Origin of the sequence: Aeromonas tecta (assembly GCF_000820185.1) — a bacterium.
GTDB lineage: Bacteria > Pseudomonadota > Gammaproteobacteria > Enterobacterales > Aeromonadaceae > Aeromonas > Aeromonas tecta.
Genome location: NZ_CDCA01000034.1, coordinates 79,191 through 97,172, shown reverse-complemented (window position 1 = coordinate 97,172; position 17,982 = coordinate 79,191). Strand labels below are relative to the sequence as shown.

Annotated in this window: 17 protein-coding genes and 1 tRNA gene; 8 read left to right on the top strand and 10 right to left on the bottom strand. The window is 60.6% G+C overall.

Going from position 1 to position 17,982, the window contains the following annotated elements; all coding sequences use genetic code 11:
* The first annotated feature begins 1 nt into the window (after nucleotide 1).
* The 4 genes from cysG to mgtE all read left to right on the top strand — a co-directional run bounded on the left by cysG (nucleotide 2) and on the right by mgtE (nucleotide 4,625).
* The gene (gene cysG / locus BN1137_RS14420; RefSeq protein WP_050719278.1) at nucleotides 2-1,402 is read left to right on the top strand and encodes a siroheme synthase CysG; all 1,401 of its coding nucleotides are present in this window, start codon (nucleotides 2-4) and stop codon (nucleotides 1,400-1,402) included.
* A 213-nt stretch (nucleotides 1,403-1,615) separates the two neighbouring features.
* A complete protein-coding gene (locus BN1137_RS14415; protein ID WP_050719334.1) occupies nucleotides 1,616-2,575 on the top strand; it encodes a YopT-type cysteine protease domain-containing protein in 960 nt (319 codons plus the stop codon).
* Entirely contained in the window at nucleotides 2,572-2,967 is a 396-nt protein-coding gene (locus BN1137_RS14410; RefSeq protein ID WP_050719277.1) for a CesT family type III secretion system chaperone, read from the top strand. Before BN1137_RS14415 ends, BN1137_RS14410 begins: the two co-directional genes overlap by 4 nt.
* 233 nt (nucleotides 2,968-3,200) lie before the next feature.
* Complete coding sequence (gene mgtE / locus BN1137_RS14405) at nucleotides 3,201-4,625, top strand: magnesium transporter (RefSeq protein WP_050719276.1); 1,425 nt, start codon at nucleotides 3,201-3,203, stop codon at nucleotides 4,623-4,625.
* Between the two features lie 67 nt (nucleotides 4,626-4,692).
* Here the strand turns inward: mgtE and BN1137_RS14400 are convergent, their stop codons facing one another.
* Nucleotides 4,693-6,546: a methyl-accepting chemotaxis protein gene (locus BN1137_RS14400; protein WP_050719275.1), complete on the bottom strand. Its 1,854-nt coding sequence runs from the start codon at nucleotides 6,544-6,546 to the stop codon at nucleotides 4,693-4,695.
* A 146-nt stretch (nucleotides 6,547-6,692) separates the two neighbouring features.
* Here BN1137_RS14400 and rraA point away from each other — a divergent pair, with 146 nt between their 5' ends.
* A complete protein-coding gene (rraA, locus tag BN1137_RS14395) occupies nucleotides 6,693-7,178 on the top strand; it encodes a ribonuclease E activity regulator RraA (protein ID WP_050719274.1) in 486 nt (161 codons plus the stop codon).
* 280 nt (nucleotides 7,179-7,458) lie between these two features.
* Here the strand turns inward: rraA and BN1137_RS14390 are convergent, their stop codons facing one another.
* From BN1137_RS14390 to BN1137_RS14380, 3 genes are all read right to left on the bottom strand, one after another.
* Nucleotides 7,459-8,133: a 7-cyano-7-deazaguanine/7-aminomethyl-7-deazaguanine transporter gene (locus tag BN1137_RS14390; protein WP_050719273.1), complete on the bottom strand. Its 675-nt coding sequence runs from the start codon at nucleotides 8,131-8,133 to the stop codon at nucleotides 7,459-7,461.
* Between the two features lie 196 nt (nucleotides 8,134-8,329).
* The gene (locus BN1137_RS14385) at nucleotides 8,330-8,617 is read right to left on the bottom strand and encodes a DUF3630 family protein (RefSeq protein ID WP_050719272.1); all 288 of its coding nucleotides are present in this window, start codon (nucleotides 8,615-8,617) and stop codon (nucleotides 8,330-8,332) included.
* Between the two features lie 9 nt (nucleotides 8,618-8,626).
* Nucleotides 8,627-10,054 (bottom strand): protein adenylyltransferase SelO, encoded by a 1,428-nt coding sequence (locus BN1137_RS14380; RefSeq protein WP_050719271.1) that lies wholly within the window; start codon nucleotides 10,052-10,054, stop codon nucleotides 8,627-8,629.
* A 105-nt stretch (nucleotides 10,055-10,159) separates the two neighbouring features.
* Between BN1137_RS14380 and BN1137_RS14375 the strand changes: the two genes are divergently transcribed.
* On the top strand, nucleotides 10,160-10,465 hold the full coding sequence (locus tag BN1137_RS14375; RefSeq protein WP_050719270.1) for a c-type cytochrome: 306 nt from the start codon (nucleotides 10,160-10,162) through the stop codon (nucleotides 10,463-10,465).
* A 193-nt stretch (nucleotides 10,466-10,658) separates the two neighbouring features.
* Here the strand turns inward: BN1137_RS14375 and recQ are convergent, their stop codons facing one another.
* On the bottom strand, nucleotides 10,659-12,506 hold the full coding sequence (recQ, locus tag BN1137_RS14370) for an ATP-dependent DNA helicase RecQ (protein WP_050719269.1): 1,848 nt from the start codon (nucleotides 12,504-12,506) through the stop codon (nucleotides 10,659-10,661).
* Between the two features lie 133 nt (nucleotides 12,507-12,639).
* Between recQ and BN1137_RS14365 the strand changes: the two genes are divergently transcribed.
* Both BN1137_RS14365 and BN1137_RS14360 read left to right on the top strand, forming a co-directional pair.
* A complete protein-coding gene (locus tag BN1137_RS14365; RefSeq protein ID WP_033129000.1) occupies nucleotides 12,640-13,104 on the top strand; it encodes a thioesterase family protein in 465 nt (154 codons plus the stop codon).
* A gap of 122 nt (nucleotides 13,105-13,226) precedes the next feature.
* The gene (locus BN1137_RS14360) at nucleotides 13,227-13,754 is read left to right on the top strand and encodes an AbiTii domain-containing protein (protein ID WP_050719268.1); all 528 of its coding nucleotides are present in this window, start codon (nucleotides 13,227-13,229) and stop codon (nucleotides 13,752-13,754) included.
* Between the two features lie 218 nt (nucleotides 13,755-13,972).
* Here the strand turns inward: BN1137_RS14360 and BN1137_RS14355 are convergent.
* The 5 genes from BN1137_RS14355 to potA form a co-directional block, all read right to left on the bottom strand.
* Nucleotides 13,973-14,049 (bottom strand) — tRNA-Pro (locus BN1137_RS14355).
* A gap of 146 nt (nucleotides 14,050-14,195) precedes the next feature.
* Entirely contained in the window at nucleotides 14,196-14,915 is a 720-nt protein-coding gene (locus tag BN1137_RS14350) for an MOSC domain-containing protein (protein ID WP_050719267.1), read from the bottom strand.
* 45 nt (nucleotides 14,916-14,960) lie between these two features.
* Nucleotides 14,961-15,803: an ABC transporter permease subunit gene (locus BN1137_RS14345; RefSeq protein ID WP_050719266.1), complete on the bottom strand. Its 843-nt coding sequence runs from the start codon at nucleotides 15,801-15,803 to the stop codon at nucleotides 14,961-14,963.
* A 73-nt stretch (nucleotides 15,804-15,876) separates the two neighbouring features.
* Complete coding sequence (locus BN1137_RS14340; protein ID WP_050719265.1) at nucleotides 15,877-16,782, bottom strand: ABC transporter permease subunit; 906 nt, start codon at nucleotides 16,780-16,782, stop codon at nucleotides 15,877-15,879.
* Complete coding sequence (gene potA / locus BN1137_RS14335; RefSeq protein ID WP_050719264.1) at nucleotides 16,779-17,933, bottom strand: polyamine ABC transporter ATP-binding protein; 1,155 nt, start codon at nucleotides 17,931-17,933, stop codon at nucleotides 16,779-16,781. The genes BN1137_RS14340 and potA overlap by 4 nt, the downstream gene beginning before the upstream one ends.
* Between the last annotated feature and the right edge of the window lie 49 nt (nucleotides 17,934-17,982).

The window sequence follows — 17,982 nt, the reverse complement described above, 5'->3', positions numbered from 1 at the left end:
CATGGACTACTTGCCCATCTTCTGTCGACTCGATAACAAACCCGTGCTGCTGGTCGGCGGCGGTGACGTGGCGGAGCGCAAGGCGCGCCTGCTGCTGGACGCCGGTGCCCGTCTGACGGTGGTGGCCCCACAGCTTGATCCCGAGCTGGCGGCCCTGGCCTCCAACGGAACAATCGACTGGTTGGCGGCTGAATTCGAGCCAAAACAACTGGTGGGCAAGTGGTTGGTGGTGGCAGCTACCGACAGGCGCGAGGTCAATGCGCTGGTGTACCAGAGCGCGAACCAGGCTGGCATCTTCGCCAACGTGGTAGATGACCCCAAGCGCTCCAGCTTCATCATGCCGTCGATCATCGACCGATCGCCCTTGATGGTGGCCATCTCCTCCGGCGGCAAGGCCCCGGTACTGGCCCGCTTGCTGCGCGAGAAACTCGAGGCCCTGCTGCCCCAGCATCTCGGTGCCGTGGCGGCCTTTGCCGGCAGCCTGCGGGATCGGGTCAAGGCCCGCTTCGCCAGCATGGGGGAGCGGCGCCAGTTCTGGGAGCGGCTGCTCGGCGCCGACCGCCTCGGTCAGGCGCTGGCCCGCGGCGACAAGGCTGCCGCCAATCAGCTCGCCGATGGCCTGTTTGCCGATGATGCCGCCACCAAGGGAGAAGTGATCCTGGTGGGTGCCGGCCCCGGCGATCCCGGCCTGCTCACCCTGCACGCCCTGCGCCAGATGCAGCAGGCGGACGTGGTGGTCTATGACCGGCTGGTATCGGATGAGGTGATGGCCCTAGTGCGACGCGATGCCAAACGCATCTTCGTTGGCAAGCAGGCGGGCAACCATTGCGTACCCCAGGAGGGCATCAACCAGCTGTTGCTGGATGAGGCACAAAAAGGGCAACGAGTAGTGCGGCTGAAGGGGGGCGACCCCTTCATCTTCGGTCGTGGCGGCGAGGAGCTGGAGACGCTGGTTGGCAGTGGCGTGGGCTTCCAGGTAGTGCCCGGTATCACGGCGGCGAGCGGCTGCGCCGCCTACGCGGGCATTCCGCTGACCCACCGCGATCACGCCCAGAGCGTGCGCTTCGTCACCGCCCACGGCAAGGGTGGCACCCAGGATCTCGACTGGCCCCTGCTGGCCAGAGACAAGCAGACCCTGGTGTTCTACATGGGGCTCTCAAGCTGCGCCACCATCCGCGAGCAACTGATGGCTCACGGCAAGGAGGGCGACACCCCGGTGGCACTGATCGAGCGCGGCACTCAGCCCTGCCAGCGGGTCATTCGCGGCACGCTCGACCATCTGCCGGAGCTGGCCATCGGGGTCGAGAGTCCCGCCCTCATCATGGTGGGATCCGTCGTCACCCTGGCTGACCAGCTCGCCTGGTTCGGTCAAGCTGATATGCCTGTGCTGGCAAGCGCATAATCTCTGCTTTAACTACGGCTGGCGGTTAGAGAGCCAGCCTGATTTAACTGATGCCGCCTCTATTTAGAGTCAAAAGCCACTCGAGTGTGTCTTCATCCGTACCGGCCAATAGTGTTAAAAACCGAGATTGACTGTGACAGCCCTTTGGTTTGCTAGCCGATATCATCCTCATCATTGATGCGACAAGCATCCACTCCTAGATGGGTAGAAATGATGAATATTACACAAGCCAGCCAACACATTCCGGCTGCAGCCCCCTCCCCCCAGACCCCGGCTAAGCAACTGGAGACCGCTACCAGTGAAGGCCCATTGGCAAAACATACATTGCAAAATGCCAGTCCACGTCCGGGCCTGCTACAGCGACTCTCTGCGGCAGTACAACGCAACATGCCAGGCCAATCCTTACTTGATCGCCAACTGACCAGCGATGGTAAGCCGAATCAGACCAGCCGTTTCAGTTTCAGCATGATCAAGGATCGATTGATCCACCTGGGAGTGCGTATGTTTTTGGGCACTGTGCGTGACTCCGTGCCTCAACATGGTGGCTCAGTCACCTTCAAGTTTGCCCAGACCAAGGGGGCCTTCCTTGGGGAGATAATGAAACACAGCGAGACCTCAGGTGGTGTCTGCGAATCCATCTCGGCCCATTGGATCAGCGCCCACGCCAAGGGAGTGAGTATCTTTGACAAACTCTATACCGGGGGACAAAAAGGGCAGTTCCAAATCGACACCCTGGTCTCCATCAAGCAACTGCAGATGGACGGTATCCAGGGTGCCGATCAAGCCAGGGTGACCAGCAACTGGCTCCAACAGAACAGTGTTGAACCACGGATGACGATGAATGGATACCCGGCGATGAGGGCATCTGGTGACACGGGCTCACAGGGCCCAGCCAAGTTGATAGCATCCATTCTGGATACCAATGGCGAAACCTCCGAGTACAAGAAAATCAGCTTTATGGGCAAGATGGCTGGACACACAGTAGCCGCCCATGTGGATGAACATCAGGGCGTCACCTTCTTTGACCCTAATTTCGGCGAGTTCCATTTCCCCGACAAGCAGAGTTTCGGAACCTGGTTCTCCGATGCATTCTGGCCGGGATCCAAGTACAACATGGAAATCGGATTGGGCCAGGAGTATGAAGTTTACAGCTTTAAAGGCGGTTCAGCATGAACGAACAAGCCTACCATGAGCTGCTCTCAGGACTTTTCGAGCGCTTGGGATTAGCCGCCATCAGCAGCGAAGAAGGTGTGTATACACTGGAGGTCAATGGCCAGTTTCAAGTGCTGATAGGCTGCCATCAGGAAGAGTGGTTGCAGCTCTACTGTGAGCTGGGGCCGCATGCTCCCCAGAGCGATAACCTTTTCGGAGCTCAATGGCCGGCCCATATCCAAGGGAACCTGGACGGACAATCCATCCTCTGGTCTCAGCAGCCTTTGCAAGGAATAGATAGAAATTCATTGGAGGCCTGGCTTGAGCGTTTCATTGATGATGTGGAACAGAGACTTAAACCAACAACCAAGAGCATCTCATTCAACCCTGCTCCTAACTTGCTGAGGATCTAGATAAAACAGTCGCCACAGGAGACGCTCGCCGACGATCCATCCTGCGGTTTTTATCTCGAGCCAGAAAGGCCTGCTCAAGCAGGCCTTTCTGTTCATGCGATGGTACCCATAGATCCCATTTTCTAAATACCTCACTTTCCTTGCCTTACCGTCATAACCTCTTGTTTTGAGTCTGGTATCCTATGGGACATGGCCATAGGGCCCATCGTATTCGAATTCAGGAATCCTGTTGCATGTCTCTCCCCGTCAAGAACAGCGCCAAACAGCGTGAACACGACAGATCCCGCATCCTCACCTTGCTGCTGGCCGACGATGCCCTCACCGACAGTCTGCTCGACCCGCAAGGGGGGCAGGATGCCAAACTGCGGGATCAGACCCGCGAGCTGACGCGGCTAGTCAACAGCCTGCCGGCCGCCGACGTCGCCGATGCGCTGGAATCCTTACCCCCGGACGAACGCCACGTGCTCTGGCAACAGGTGGATCCTGAGCGCCACGGCCAGATCCTGGTGGAGGCGTCGGAGACGGTGTGGGACAGTCTCATCAGCGGCATGAGCGACAAGGAGCTGCTGCACGCCCTGCGCAGCCTCGACATCGACGATCAGATTTACCTTGGCCAATACCTGCCCCGCAACCTGATGGGACGGCTGCTCACCTCCATGGCCCCCGAGCAGCGCGACCGGGTGCGGGAGGTGATCCGCTACGGCAAGCACACGGTCGGCGCCATGATGGACTTCGAGCTCATCACGGTACGGGCCGAGATAAGCCTGGCGACCGTGCAGCGCTACCTGCGCCTGCTCGGCAAGATCCCCGCCAACACCGACAAGCTGTTCGTCACCGACCGCCGCAACCGGCTGCAGGGGGAGCTGCCGCTCACCACAGTGCTGCTGCACAAGCCGGATACCCTGGTCAAAGACGTGATGGAGAAGGATCCCGTCACCTTCGATCCGGAAGACAACGACGAGGCGGCGGCCCGAACCTTCGAGCGGGACGATCTCGTCTCCGCCGCCGTGGTGGATGCCAAGGGCAAGCTGATGGGCCGGCTCACCGTCGCCGAGGTGGTGGATCTGGTCTATGAGGAGAGCGACACCGATCTGCGCCGCATGGGGGGGATCAGCGAAGATGAGGACATCTTTGCCCCGGTCAGCAAGGCGGTCAAGACGCGCTGGGCCTGGCTCGCCCTCAACCTCTGCACCGCCTTCATGGCCTCCCGGGTCATAGGCCTGTTCGAGCACAGCATCTCGCAACTGGTGGCACTGGCGGCGCTGATGCCAATCGTCGCGGGTATTGGCGGTAACACCGGCAACCAGACCATCACCATGATAGTGCGGGCGCTGGCGCTGCAGCACATCCAGCCGGGCAACGTCTCCTTCCTGCTGTGGCGCGAGCTCGGGGTGGCGCTGGTCAACGGTCTGGTGTGGGGTGGCACCATGGGGGTCGCCACCTACCTCCTCTATCAGGATGCAGAGCTCGGCGCCGTGATGACGCTGGCCATGATGCTGAACCTGCTGGTCGCGGCCCTGATGGGGGTCATCATCCCCATGACCATGACCCGACTCGGCCGGGATCCGGCGGTGGGGGCCAGCGTGATGATCACCGCCATCACCGACACCGGCGGCTTCTTCATCTTTCTCGGTCTGGCGACTCTGTTCCTGCTCTAGCCCTCCTCCTCGCCCATTAAAAAGGGAGTCATTATGGCTCCCTTTTCATTCCAGGCGGCTCGGCGCCTCAGACCCGATATTGTTCCACCGCCAGCGTCAACAACCGGGCCTGCTCGCTCAGCCCCTGGCTCGAGCTGGCATTGTCCTGTGCCATCAGGCTCGACTCCTGGGCGATGTCACGGATGTTACTGACGTTGCGATTCACCTCGTTGGCCACCAGGCTCTGCTGCTCGATGGCGGCGGCGATCTGGGTGCTCATGTCCATGATGCGGGTGACATCCTGGGTGATCTGGCCGAGCAGTTCGCCTGCTGCTGCCGCCTGTTGGGAGCTGCCGCTACCCTGCTCCCGGCAGGTTGCCATCCGCTCTACGATGTTGTCGGTCTGCTGCTGCAGGGAGTTAATGATGACGGCGATCTCCTGGGTCGATTGCTGGGTACGGATGGCGAGGCTGCGTACCTCGTCCGCCACCACGGCAAAGCCGCGGCCCTGCTCCCCCGCTCGCGCCGCTTCGATGGCCGCATTGAGGGCCAGCAGATTGGTCTGATCCGCGATGCCCCGGATCACCCCCAGCACCGAGCCTATGGTCTCGCTCTCTTTCTGCAACTGGGCGACCTCGCCGGAGGCCTGCTCCAGATTGGTGGCGAGGGCATGGATCTGGCTGACGGTCTGCTCTACCGCACTTCGCCCTTCGCTCGCCTTGTGATTGGTGGCCCCGGCATCGCTGGCGGCCTGCTCGGTGCTACGGGCTATCTCCTCTATGGTGGAACCCATCTCAGTGGAGGCCGTCGCCACCAGATCCGTCTCCTGCAACTGGCGCTGGGCGCCCTCGCTGGTGCGGCGCACGTTGTCGGAGAGGTGATCCGCCGCCCCAGTCAGGGTATTTACGCTCTGCTTCACATCCCCGATGAGGTGACGAAAACCATCCAGCATCACGTCCAGATTGCCCGCCAACTGCGCCATCTCATCGTCACCTTTCAGGTCGATCCGCAGGCGCAGGTCGTTGTCCTGGCGGATGCGGTTAACCGTATCATTGACCCGTGTGATGGGCCTGTCGATGCTGCGCCCAAGCAGCACGCTCATGGCGCCGATGAGCAGGATGATCAGGGCCCCGCATGCCAGCATCAGGCGGTTGAAGCTGGCGCTCTGGCGGGTCAGTTCATCGGCAACCTGGCGAGCGACGCCATTGAGGCCCGACTCGGCTTGCTGCACCTGGCTTCGCATCTGGCCGCGCAGCCCGGATGTTTCATCCAGCCCCAGCACTTGCATGCCCTGTACCAGGGCGACGAAATCTCGTCGGTACTGCTCGCTGGCCTGTTCCAGGCTGGTACGTTGCTCTACGGGCAAGGCGCCGAGGCCTTGCTGGAAGGCGTCATGCAGGGTCTGGAAGCGGGTCAGATACTGGATATCGGATCGCAGCATGAAGTCCTTCTCCGCCCGCCTCAGCTGCAGCATGGTGATGAGCAGCGCCTGCTGATCCTGCGCCTTGAGCGCCTCTTCCACCTCGTGTACCGCCGCCCTCAGCTGACCGTAGAGGCCATCCTCCGGCCCCAGCCCTATCTTCTGCTGCTGCGCAACCAGCTCAGTGAAGGCCTTGCCATAGGCACTGACCTGACGATCCAGTTCGACCAGCCCACTCTGGCCTGCACCTATGCTCTCATCCATGCCGAGGGTCTGAGTCAGGGTATGGGTGTCGGCCAGCACGGCGTTGAAATGGTCGATGACGGCCGGATCCTTGTGCAGCAGGAAATCCTGCTCGGCCCGCCTCAGGTTCAACATGGCCAACTCGAGTCCATCCAGCTGCCGCTGCGCCGCCATCATGTGGCGACTCTCCTGGCTGGCGTAGAGGAACAGGCCGCTCAGCGTCAGCATGGCGGCGGCGACCAGAACGGTATTCAATATCAACTTGTGGCGGATCAGCATGATAAACCTCTGGCTTGCGCTGAATGGGCGGCGTGGAGCGCGTGCAGAATACGTTATCCATATGTCTGTTCAAGGAATATTCATTGAAATGCCAACCCCACTCCTTATACTGGATCCCACCTGTTTCCAGCGGTGGATCTGACACAATGGAATACAACACTTCAGAACTGTGCGACATCTATCAGGACATGGTGGATGTACTCGAACCCATGCTCTGCTCCTTCGGCGGCCGTGCCTCTTTCGGCGGCGTCATCACCACGGTCAAATGCTTCGAATCGAACGGTCTTGTCCGTGAACTGGTCAAGGAGAACGGCGTCGGTCGCGTCTTGCTGATCGATGGCGGCGGCTCCATGCGCCGGGCCCTGATCGACAGCGAGATCGCCACCACGGCGGCAGAGAATGGCTGGGAAGGCATCGTCTGCTACGGCTGCGTGCGCGAGGTCGACATCCTGGAGGATCTCGACATCGGCATCCAGGCCCTGGCGGCCATCCCGGTCGGCGCCGACAGCAAGGACGTGGGTGAAACCGACCTGCCGGTCAACTTCGGCGGTGTCACCTTCCTGCCGGATGATCACCTCTATGCCGACACCACAGGGGTGATCCTCTCCCCCGATGCCCTCGACATCGAGTAAGCCGACACAGACTGAAGATGGGAGCCTTGGCTCCCATTTTTTATGACCGTCATTCGGCGCCAAGTGGCTGAAAAAAGACAAAAAAAGAGGGCCAGTAAAAACTGGCCCCTTAACTGGAAGCAATGTGAGCAATGTCGTGCCTTCACAAGAAGTCCATCACGTTGGAACGAATGAAGTCTTTCCCGGAAAACAAGTTAACAATAATCATTCTCATTTAACTGTGCAAGTACTATTTATCAAAAATGCAAAAAAAATGACCACCCTCGGGTGGTCATTCTCATCAGGCCTGACGGCTCGCGGTCTGCAAACCGGCAATGCCGGCCTCGCCCACCAGCTTGCGGCTGAGGTAGCGCAGCAAGACGCCGTAGAGCGGCACGAACAACCCAAGGCTTATCAGTAGCTTGAAGAAGTAGTCGACGGTCGCTATCTCGACCCAGTGCTCGGCCATGAAGGGATCCGTGCTGCGCCAGAAGGCGATGCTGAAGAAGGCGATGGTATCCACCAGGTTGCCGAACAGGGTCGAGGCCGCCGGTGCCACCCACCAGGCCTTGAGCAGCCGCAGGCGGTTGAACACCACCACGTCCATGAACTGGCCCACCAGATAGGCCATAAAGCTGGCCAGGGCGATGCGCGCCACGAACAGGTTGAACTCCGCCAGGTTGCCGACCCCCTGATAGCTGCCTTCGAAGAACAGCACCGAGAGCACATAGGAGACCGCCAGCGCCGGCAGCATCACCGTCTGGATGATCTTGCGGGCCAGCCCTGCGCCGAAGACGCGGACCGTCAAGTCGGTGGCCAGGAAGATAAACGGGAAGCTGAAGGCGCCCCAGGTGGTGTGGAAGCCAAAGATGGTGATCGGCAGCTGCACCAGGTAGTTGCTGCTGGCAATGATCAGGATGTGGAACAACGAGAGACGCACCAGCGCCGTCTGGTGCTGAGCAGGGGTCAGATTCATATTGTGACCTTTTTGGTTAATGGGGTTAGGGAACCCATACCGCCACCATGGCGATAATTGAGGGGCGAGATTATACGCCCCAACACCGATAGTTCAATCCTTATGCGATTGATCCAGCCTGCAGCCATGACACAACGTCATACACCGCCACTCCAACCACTCCGCCTTGATGCAACCGACTCGGCCAAGCCTCAGACTATGCCTTGTGCTGACGACCGAGCCAGAGCAGCACCTCGCGATCGGCCGGGCGTACCGCCTCCAGCCAGCAACCGCTGTGGTGCTCATACTCCAGCCTAAGCTGGTTGCCCTCAAATTCCAGTAACCAGCTATGGCGATCCGCTCCCCAGTCCCGTTCGAGGGGTCTGAGTTCCCACTCCTGCAACAGGGTCTCGGCCAGGGTGGGGAAGTTGTCCCAGCAGAGCCCTGGGCAATCCAGCATCAGCACCGCTGACTCAGTGTTTATCTGCGTGATACGCCAATTCATCTTCACTCCTCAACTACTGCAAGAAAGCTCGCCGCCGCAATACCAGGCGGGCGCCGGGGTGGCGAGATCCTCGTATTCCGGCTGCTCATCGTAGGGGCGCCGCAGAGCCTCAAACAACCGCTCGAATGGCGCCATGTCGCCCGCTTCGGCGGCATCTATCACCTGCTGGGCCAGAGCGTTGCGCAGCACATACTTGGGATTGACCGCGTCCATCCGCACCTTGCGGGTGCTGTCGTCGCTCCCTTCCCGGCTGAGGCGCGCCCGATACTGCTCGAGCCACTCTTGCCAGAGCGCGGGATCCGGCAGCAGCGCCAGCAAGGACACAGGCCAGTCTCCCTCGTGGGTCAGCTCACCGAGCCGGCGCAGGAAGAGGTGATAGTCCACTCGTTGGCTTGCCAGCAGCTGGAACAGCACACGGAACAGGGCCGGATCCTGATCCTCCCAGGTGCCCAGGCCGAGTTTTTCCCGCATCAGCTCCGAGTAGTGCAGCATCAGCTGGTGTTCGTACTGGGCCAGCGCCCCTGCCAACGCCTCGCCATCCACCTGATCCGCCAGCGCCTGGGCGAGTTTTTGCAGGTTCCAGTAACCGACCGCTGGCTGCTGATCCAGCGCATAGCGACCGCCCGGATCCGAGTGATTGCAGACAAAGTCCGGCACATAGGCGTCGATAAAGCCGTAGGGGCCGTAATCCAGGGTCAGCCCGAGCAGGGACATGTTGTCGGTGTTCATCACCCCGTGGCAGAAACCAGCGGCCTGCCACTTGGCGATGAGCCGCGCGGTGCGGCGCACCACCTCGCTAAACAGCTCGGCGCCGTTTGCCAAGTCGGGGAAGTGGTGGCGCAACGCATAGTCGATGAGGGCGGGGATCTTCTCCCCCTGCCCGCTCCAGGCGAAATACTCGAAGTGGCCGAAGCGCAGGTGACTCGGCGCGGTGCGCAGCACGGTCGCCCCGCTCTCGGTCTGCTCCCGATAGATGGGCTCATCGCTGCCGACCAGCGCCAGGGCGCGGGTGCTGGGGATGCCGAGGGCGTGCAGTGCCTCGGAGGCCAGATACTCGCGGATGCTGGAGCGCAGCACGGCGCGGCCGTCGCCGAAACGGGAGAAGGGGGTCTTGCCCGCTCCTTTCAAGTGCAGATCCCAGCGGCTGCCATCGGGGGCAAGCTGCTCCCCGAGCAACATGGCGCGACCATCCCCCAGACGCGGGCTGTAGCCGCCGAACTGGTGACCTGCATAGACCTGGGCCACCGGCTGCATGCCCGCCAGCGGTTGGCCCTGACCACTGCAGGCGAGCCAGTCTGCCTCGCTCACCCCCTCCAGCCCCAGCTCGCGCAGCAAATCGTGGTTGAGGTGCAAGAGCCTGGCCTGGTGCAGCGACTGGGGCGCCACGGGCTCGCAGGCCCAGGGCAGTTCGGTGGCGAAAGTATTGATCAGCTTCATGGTGATGAGGGTCGTCCCTGCGTATGCTCGTGTCTCTCTTTATACCGCCCCCGGCCCCTCTTGGGCCAACAGCCGATACCGCTATTTCAAATCGAGGGAAAGAAGATGCAAAAATGGGTCTATGCCCTGCCCCTGCTGGCACTGATGTCCAGCCACTCCGCCAGTGCGGCCGATGTGGTGGCAGGCGAGGCGAAGGCCGTGCTGTGCGCCGCCTGTCATGGGCCCGAGGGCAAGGCCAGCGTGCCTGTCTATCCCAACCTGGCGGGCCAGAACGCCCCCTACCTGGTCAAGCAGCTGAAGGCGTTCAAGAGCGGTCAACGCCGGGATCCCATGATGGCCCCCTTTATGGCGGCGCTGACCGAGGCGGATATGGAGAACCTGGCCGCTTACTACGCCGGCTTGAAGCAGTGAAAAATATCGTTTAAGTAGTGATTTAGTTCACCAGATATCAACAAGGCAGTTCGTTGAACTGCCTTCAATGAGGTGGTCGCCCAAGCGATTGTGGTATCTGTTGCTTACCTTCGATCATCGGCATCGCCGCTGACCCCATCTCCACCTCTGTGGCTCTTCTACCGGCAGCTGATCGTCTTCCTGAAAGGCACTGCTACCGCCGGCAGTACTCGATGATCAGGTCCATAAAGGCCTCACCGAAACGCTCCAGCTTGCGGTGGCCGACGCCGTTGACCGCCAGCATCTCGTCCTCCGTCATCGGCATCAGCTGCGCCATCTCCACCAGGGTGGCGTCGTTGAACACCACGTAGGGCGGCACTTCTTCTTCCTCGGCGATCTGCTTGCGCAGGTTGCGCAGCTCCTTGAACAGCCGCTTGTCGTAGTTGGTACTGTCGAGCAGGCTGCTGCGCTTCTCCTTGCGACTGGAGATGGGTTGCAGCCGCGGCACCGCCAGGGTCAGCGCCAGCTCGCCGCGCAGCACCGGACGGGCCGCCTCGGTCAGCTGCAACACCAGGTTGCGGGTGATGTTCTGGGTCAGCAGTCCCTTGTGGATCAGCTGGCGGATGACGCTCATCCAGTATTCGTGGCTCTGATCCTTGCCGATGCCGTAGGTCGACAGCTTGTCGTGGCCATGATCCTTGATGCGCTGGTTGAGAGAGCCGCGCAGCACCTCCACCACGTAACCCACCCCGAAGTTCTGCCCCACCCGCCAGACGCAGGAGAGCGCCTTCTGGGCGTCTTCGGTGCCATCGTAGCTCTTGGGGGGATCCAGGCAGATGTCGCAGTTGCCGCACGGCTTGTCGTTGTACTCACCAAAGTAGTTCAGCAGCACCTGGCGGCGGCAGGTCTGCGCCTCGGCGAAGGCCGCCATCACGTTCAGCTTGTACTGCTCGACCTGCAGCTGCTGCGGGTTCTCGATGTTGTCGAGCAGCCGGCGCACCCGGCCGATGTCGGCGGGATCGTACAGCAGCAGCGCCTCGGCCGGGGTACCGTCACGGCCCGCGCGGCCGGTCTCCTGATAGTAGGATTCGATGTTCTTGGGGATGTCGTAGTGCACCACGAAGCGCACGTTCGGCTTGTCGATGCCCATGCCGAACGCCACCGTCGCCACCACTATTTCGACGTCGTCCTTGAGGAAGGCATCCTGGGTGCGCAGGCGTTGCTCCAGCGGCAGTCCCGCATGGTAGGGCGCCGCCTTGCAGCCGTGGCGGGATAGCCGCTCCGCCACTTCTTCCACCCGGTTGCGGCTGGAGCAGTAGACGATGCCGCAATTGCCCTTCTGGCTCTGCACGTAGCGCAGCAGCTGCTCCGCCGCCTTGAACTTCTCCACCAGGCTGTAGCGAATGTTCGGCCTGTCGAAGCTGGCGGTGTGGATAAAGGGATCGTTGAGTTCCAGCCGGTGCAGCATGTCGCTGCGGGTCGCCTCGTCGGCGGTGGCAGTGAGCGCCACCACCGGCACCTGGGGGAACCACTGCTTGAGCCGCCCCAGCGCCGCGTATTCCGGCCGAAAATCATGGCCCCACTGGGAGACGCAGTGCGCCTCGTCGATGGCGAACAGGCCGAGCGGCAGCTCCGCCAACCGATCCATGAAGTCGTGCTGCAGCAACCGCTCCGGCGAGACGTACACCAGCTTGATCTCGCCACGACGCATGGCGGCGAAGTTCTGGATCATCTCCTCCCGGCTCAGGGCCGAGTTGATGTAGGCCGCCGCCACGCCGTTGGCGCGCAGGCTGTCGACCTGATCCTTCATCAACGAGATAAGGGGAGATACGACGACGCCCAGACCGGGCCGCAGCAGGGCCGGGATCTGGAAACAGAGCGACTTGCCGCCGCCGGTGGGCTTGAGCACCAGGGCATCGCGCCCCGCCACTATCTGCTCGATGATCTCCAGCTGACCCGGCCGGAACTGCTGGTAGCCGAACACCGCCTGCAGCAGGGCAAGTGGCGTCTCTGGCACAGCATCGGGCTGAGAGTCTGGCTGAATGTCGGCAATGGCGGTCATGGGCTCTCCTTTGGGGTCGCCATTCTAAAGCAGCCGCCGCTCACAATAAACCTGCCATTGCGACTGTTACAGAACTGTTGCAGACTGGCTGGAGTTTTTACTCGGCTTTGCCGCCAGGGATTGGGATCAGGGAATGAAACACATGTTGAAGAAGATGGCGCTCAGTGGCATCGCCAATCTGTTTGCCGAAAGGATGCCGTTCAATAAGCTGATCGGCATGCAGGTGACCCACTACGACTTCGAGAAGGTGGAACTGCGCATCAAGATGGAAGACAAGCTCATCGGCAATCCCTTCCACAACATCTTGCACGGCGGCGTCACCGCCAGCCTGCTGGACGTGGCGGGGGGCATGATAGTCGCCGCCTCCTGCATCGACGAGCTGGAGGATTTCTCCCCCAGCTACCTCAAGGAGCGCTTCTCCCGACTCGGCACCATCGACCTACGGGTCGACTACCTGCGGCCCGGTCGCGGCAACGAGTTCATCGCCACCGCCCACATCATTCGCGCCGGCAGCAAGGTGGCCGTCGCCCGCATGGAACTGCACAACGAGGAAGGGACTCACATCGCCTTCGGAACTGGTACTTATCTCGTTGGCTAAGGGCTTTATTGCATAAAAACTGCACTTCTAAGCTGATTTTAATCATTAGAATTGTTACCCCCTCCGCCCTCAGGGGTCCATACTGAAAGCCGGAATTGTGTGCAGAGGGAGGATTGCAGACGATGAGCGCGACACTGGCTACCAAACCATCCAGAGCCTTGTTGACACAGCTCGAGCTCTTGCTCGACGAGGTGCATACTCCCGAGTGTCGTCACTGGTTGGAACAGGAGCTGGAGGGGTATTCTCTCTGTTCGCCCCTGCCTTGGTATCGCATCATCGCCTGTCGGCAACGCGGTCACTTCTTGGACTTGAAGACGGGAAAATATCTGACTTGTCATATCGGCAGTCAAACGCTAAGCCAACGCGACTTGGCCCAAGTTCAGTTCATCTATGCCCGTGAACCCGCCACCCATTATCTACTGCGTCATGATTCCGGTATTGAACCCTGGCCAGAACAACTGCTGGAAGCGTATCAAGAGCAGTTGATCCCCGGCCATCTCTGCCTGCAAGCCTGGCATGAGCCCGTATCTTCGTTGCGTGCACAACTGATGGAGGGAATCGAACATTTCATCAGCGAGTACCCCAAGCATGCGGCTCTGCAAACACAACACGGCTTCAAGGCATTGCGCCATCAACACTGGCACATCTGAGTAAGCGCCCCGGGCGCAAGGAGGGCACCATAGACAAGACCCACAACGAGATTGCCACAATTTAGAGTGCCGGAGTCAGGATCAGACTCCACCCCTGGGCCACCGAGCGGTGGCCCTTTTAATGCCCGAGGTTTTGCACCCAGCGATCTCGTTTTATCGACGATATTTGGCAATTTTTAAATGCGAAAAGGCCGCTCATGGAGCGGCCTTTTCTAATGTGGTCGGTGTGAGAGGATTCGAACCTCCGACCCCTTCGTCCCGAACGAAGTGCGCTACCAAGCTGCGCTACACACCGATGTCTGCGGGGCGAGAATTTACCGAAAGCCCCGACCATACACAAGCCTTTTTTGTCTCAGGCGGGAAAAAAACACTTATCGCTCAACAATCCAGCACCTTTCACACCGTTAGCATGCGGTGCCACTAGCGCTGGGGGTTATCTGCCTACGCTGGCAGCTGGAATTCGACCGGCCCCAGCAGACGACGTCGCCAATCGGCCACCACCCCATGCTCCAGCCAATCAGCGGCATGCTGGCGCCAGTTCGGCGAGAGGGCCGGGTTGCCCAGCAACAGCTGCAGCTCCGCCTCGTTACGGGTCTGATTGAATAAAATATCCGCGGTGCGTTTCACCGTCAGCTCGGGGTAGGGTCGGTCGACCAGTTGCAACTCGGCATCCGGCGCCACCTCGCCCTCCTCCAGCACCCGCAGCAGCCAGCCACAGCGACCATTGAGTTGCATCACCTGGGAGAAGTGCGCATAGCCAAAACGCTGATTCAGCTTGAAACAGGGGGATCTGGGCTGACTAATCTGCACCAGGGCGCCACCCAATCGATAGACATCGCCGATGCAGGCTTGTGCTTCGGTCAGTCCGAGGCCGGAGAGATTCTCGCCAAAGGCAGCGGGCTGCCAGGAAGTGCGGGGAGTGGGCAAGCCCAGTGCACTTTGCCAGGTCTGCCACCAGGGATAGTGATCGGCGGGGTAGTAATGCAGTGCCCTGTCCGGGCCACCGTGATGACGCTGATCGCTCTGCTCATCGCCAGCCAGACCCGCGAAGCTGCACCATAGGGGTCGCTCTACGATGCGCTTGTGGATGGCACTGACCAGACCGGGAGCCTGCTCAGGATTCAATTCGGCGCCCTGGCCGATAAAGAGGGTGATCCGCATTCTATCCTCCTGACGGATGAAGAGAATGCGGATCTTATCACGACGTCAGGCGACTGCCTGCATCTGGGTGGTCATGGCAATTTCGGCGCGGCGACGTTTCTCCGCCCTGGCCATCAGATACCAGCTACTGAAGGTGAACAGCGACACCGACAACAGGATCAGACTGGCCACCGCGTTGATCTCGGGTTTCACGCCGAGACGCACCGCCGAGAACACTTCCATCGGCAAGGTGGTAGAACCCGGGCCCGAGACGAAGCTCGCCAGCACCAGATCGTCCAGCGACAGGGCGAACGACATCATGCCGCCCGCCGCCAGCGAGGGGGCGATCATCGGGATGGTGATCAGGAAGAACACCTTCCAGGGTTTGGCCCCCAGATCCATGGCCGCCTCCTCGATGGAGAGATCCAGCTCCCGCAGACGCGCCGACACCACGATCGCCACATAGGCGGTACAGAAGGTGGTGTGGGCGATCCAGATGGTCAGCATGCCCCGCTCGGCCGGCCAGCCAATCAGCTGGGCCATGGCCACAAACAGCAGCAGTAAGGAGAGACCGGTGATCACCTCCGGCATGACCAGTGGCGCCGTCACCAGGCCACCGAACAGGGTACGGCCGCGGAAGTGCGGGATCCGGGTCAGCACGAAGGCGGCCATGGTCCCCAACGCCACCGCCGCAATGGCGGTGTAGAAGGCGATCTCCAGGGATCGCAGCACAGAGCCTATCAGCTGCTTGTTCTCGAGCAGGCCGAAGTACCACTTCAGCGACCAGCCTCCCCACACCGTCACCAGCTTGGAGGCGTTGAAGGAGTAGATCACCATGATCAGCATGGGCAGGTAGATAAACAGCAGCCCCAGCCACAGCATCAGCTTGGCAAAACCGAAGCGCTTCATACTTTACCCTCCGGCTCTTTGGCCTGATTACGGTTGAACAGGGATGACTGGGGGGCTATCAGCAGCTCCTTTTTCATACCTTGCCCTCCAATTCCTTAGCCTGGTTGCGGTTGAACAGAATAATCGGGACTATCAGAACCGCCAGCATCACTACCGCGAGGGCAGAGGCCACCGGCCAGTCACGGTTGTTGAAGAACTCTTGCCACAGCACTTTACCTATCATCAGGGTCTCCGGGCCACCGAGCAGTTCCGGGATCACGAACTCACCCACCACCGGGATAAACACCAGCATGCAGCCGGCGATGATGCCGTTCTTGGAGAGGGGTACCGTGATCTGCCAGAACCGGGTCAGGTTGCGGGCGCCGAGATCCGAGGCCGCCTCCAGCAGGCTCTGATCGTGTTTGACCAGGTTGGCATAGAGCGGCAGCACCATGAACGGCAGGTAGGAGTAAACGATACCGATATAGACCGCCAGGTTGGTGTTGAGGATCTGCACCGGCTCGTCGACGATGCCGATGCTCATCAGCAGGCTGTTGAGCAAGCCGTTGTTGCTGAGGATCCCCATCCAGGCGTAGACCCGGATCAGGATCGCAGTCCAGGTCGGCATCATGATGAGCAGCAGCAGAACGGTCTGGGTCTCCTTGTTGGCCCGCGCGATGGAGTAGGCCATGGGATAACCGATCAGCAGACAGAGAAGGGTGCTGATGAAGGCCATCTTGAGGGAGCCCAGGTAGGCCGCGATGTAGAGCTCATCCTCCTGCAACAGCAGGTAGTTGCCCATGTTGAGCAAGATGGTCAGCTGATTGTCGGCCCAGCTCACCACGTCCGTGTAGGGCGGGATGGCCACGTCCGCTTCGGCGAAGCTGATCTTCACCACTATGATGAAGGGCAGCAGGAAGAACAGGAACAGCCAGAAGAACGGGATACCGATCACCAGCTGGCGCCCGCCCAGTCGCTTCAGTCGTCTCAATGCCTTCATGATTGCAACACCACGCCGCTGTCATCTTCCCAATACAGGAACACCTGGTCATCCCAGGTTGGCCGCTTGCCGTGGCGTTCGGCGTTGGCGATGAAGGCCTGCACGATTTTGCCCGAAGGCAGCTGGATGTGATAAACGGAGTGACCGCCCAGATAGGCGATGTCGTAGACCAGCCCCTTGGTCCAGTTGAAGTCGGGGTGCTCCAGATCGCTCGGCTTCTGGGTGCTCATCAGCAGCTTCTCCGGGCGCAGCGCGTAACTCACCTTCTTGTTCTCGGCGCGCGAACTGATGCCGTGACCCACGTAGATGGGCTGCTCCAGATCCGCACAGGCGATGGTGGCGTGGTCCTGCTCATCCTCCACCAGCAGGCCGTCAAACAGGTTGACGTTGCCGATGAACTCGCACACCAGCCGGCTGGCCGGGGTCTCGTAGATGTCCATCGGGCTGCCGATCTGCTCGATGCAGCCGAGGTGCATGATGGCGATCCGCTCGGCCATGGTCATGGCCTCTTCCTGATCGTGGGTCACCATGACGCAGGTTACGCCGACCCGCTCGATGATCTCGACCAGTTCGAGCTGCATCCTTGAGCGCAGTTTCTTGTCCAGCGCGCCCATGGGTTCATCCAGCAGCAGCAGCTTGGGGCGTTTGGCCAATGAACGGGCCAGTGCCACCCGCTGACGCTGACCGCCGGAGAGCTGATGGGGCTTGCGACGGGCATACTGGGTCATCTGCACCAGCTTGAGCATCTCCTCGACCTGGGCATCGATCTCGGCCTTGGGCAGGCCATCCTGCTTGAGGCCAAAGGCGATGTTCTGCGCCACCGTCATGTGGGGGAACAGGGCGTAGGACTGGAACATCATGTTGATCGGACGCTCGTAGGGCGGCATGTCGGTGATGTCGACCCCATCGAGGAACAGGCGCCCCTCGGTGGGACGCTCGAACCCGGCCAGCATCCGCAGCAGGGTCGACTTGCCTGAGCCAGAACCACCCAGCAGGGCAAATATCTCCCCCTTATGGATGTTGAGAGAGACATTATCGACCGCCAGCGTTTCGTCGAACTGCTTGCTTACCCTGTCTATTTTCACCAGCACTTCTTTACGCTGCTGGCTGCCCTCGAGGGCTTTTTTATAGGCACTGGAGGCTATTGCCATTACCACACTCCCAAACGTGATACCGGCCGTGGCCGATCCATAGAGACAA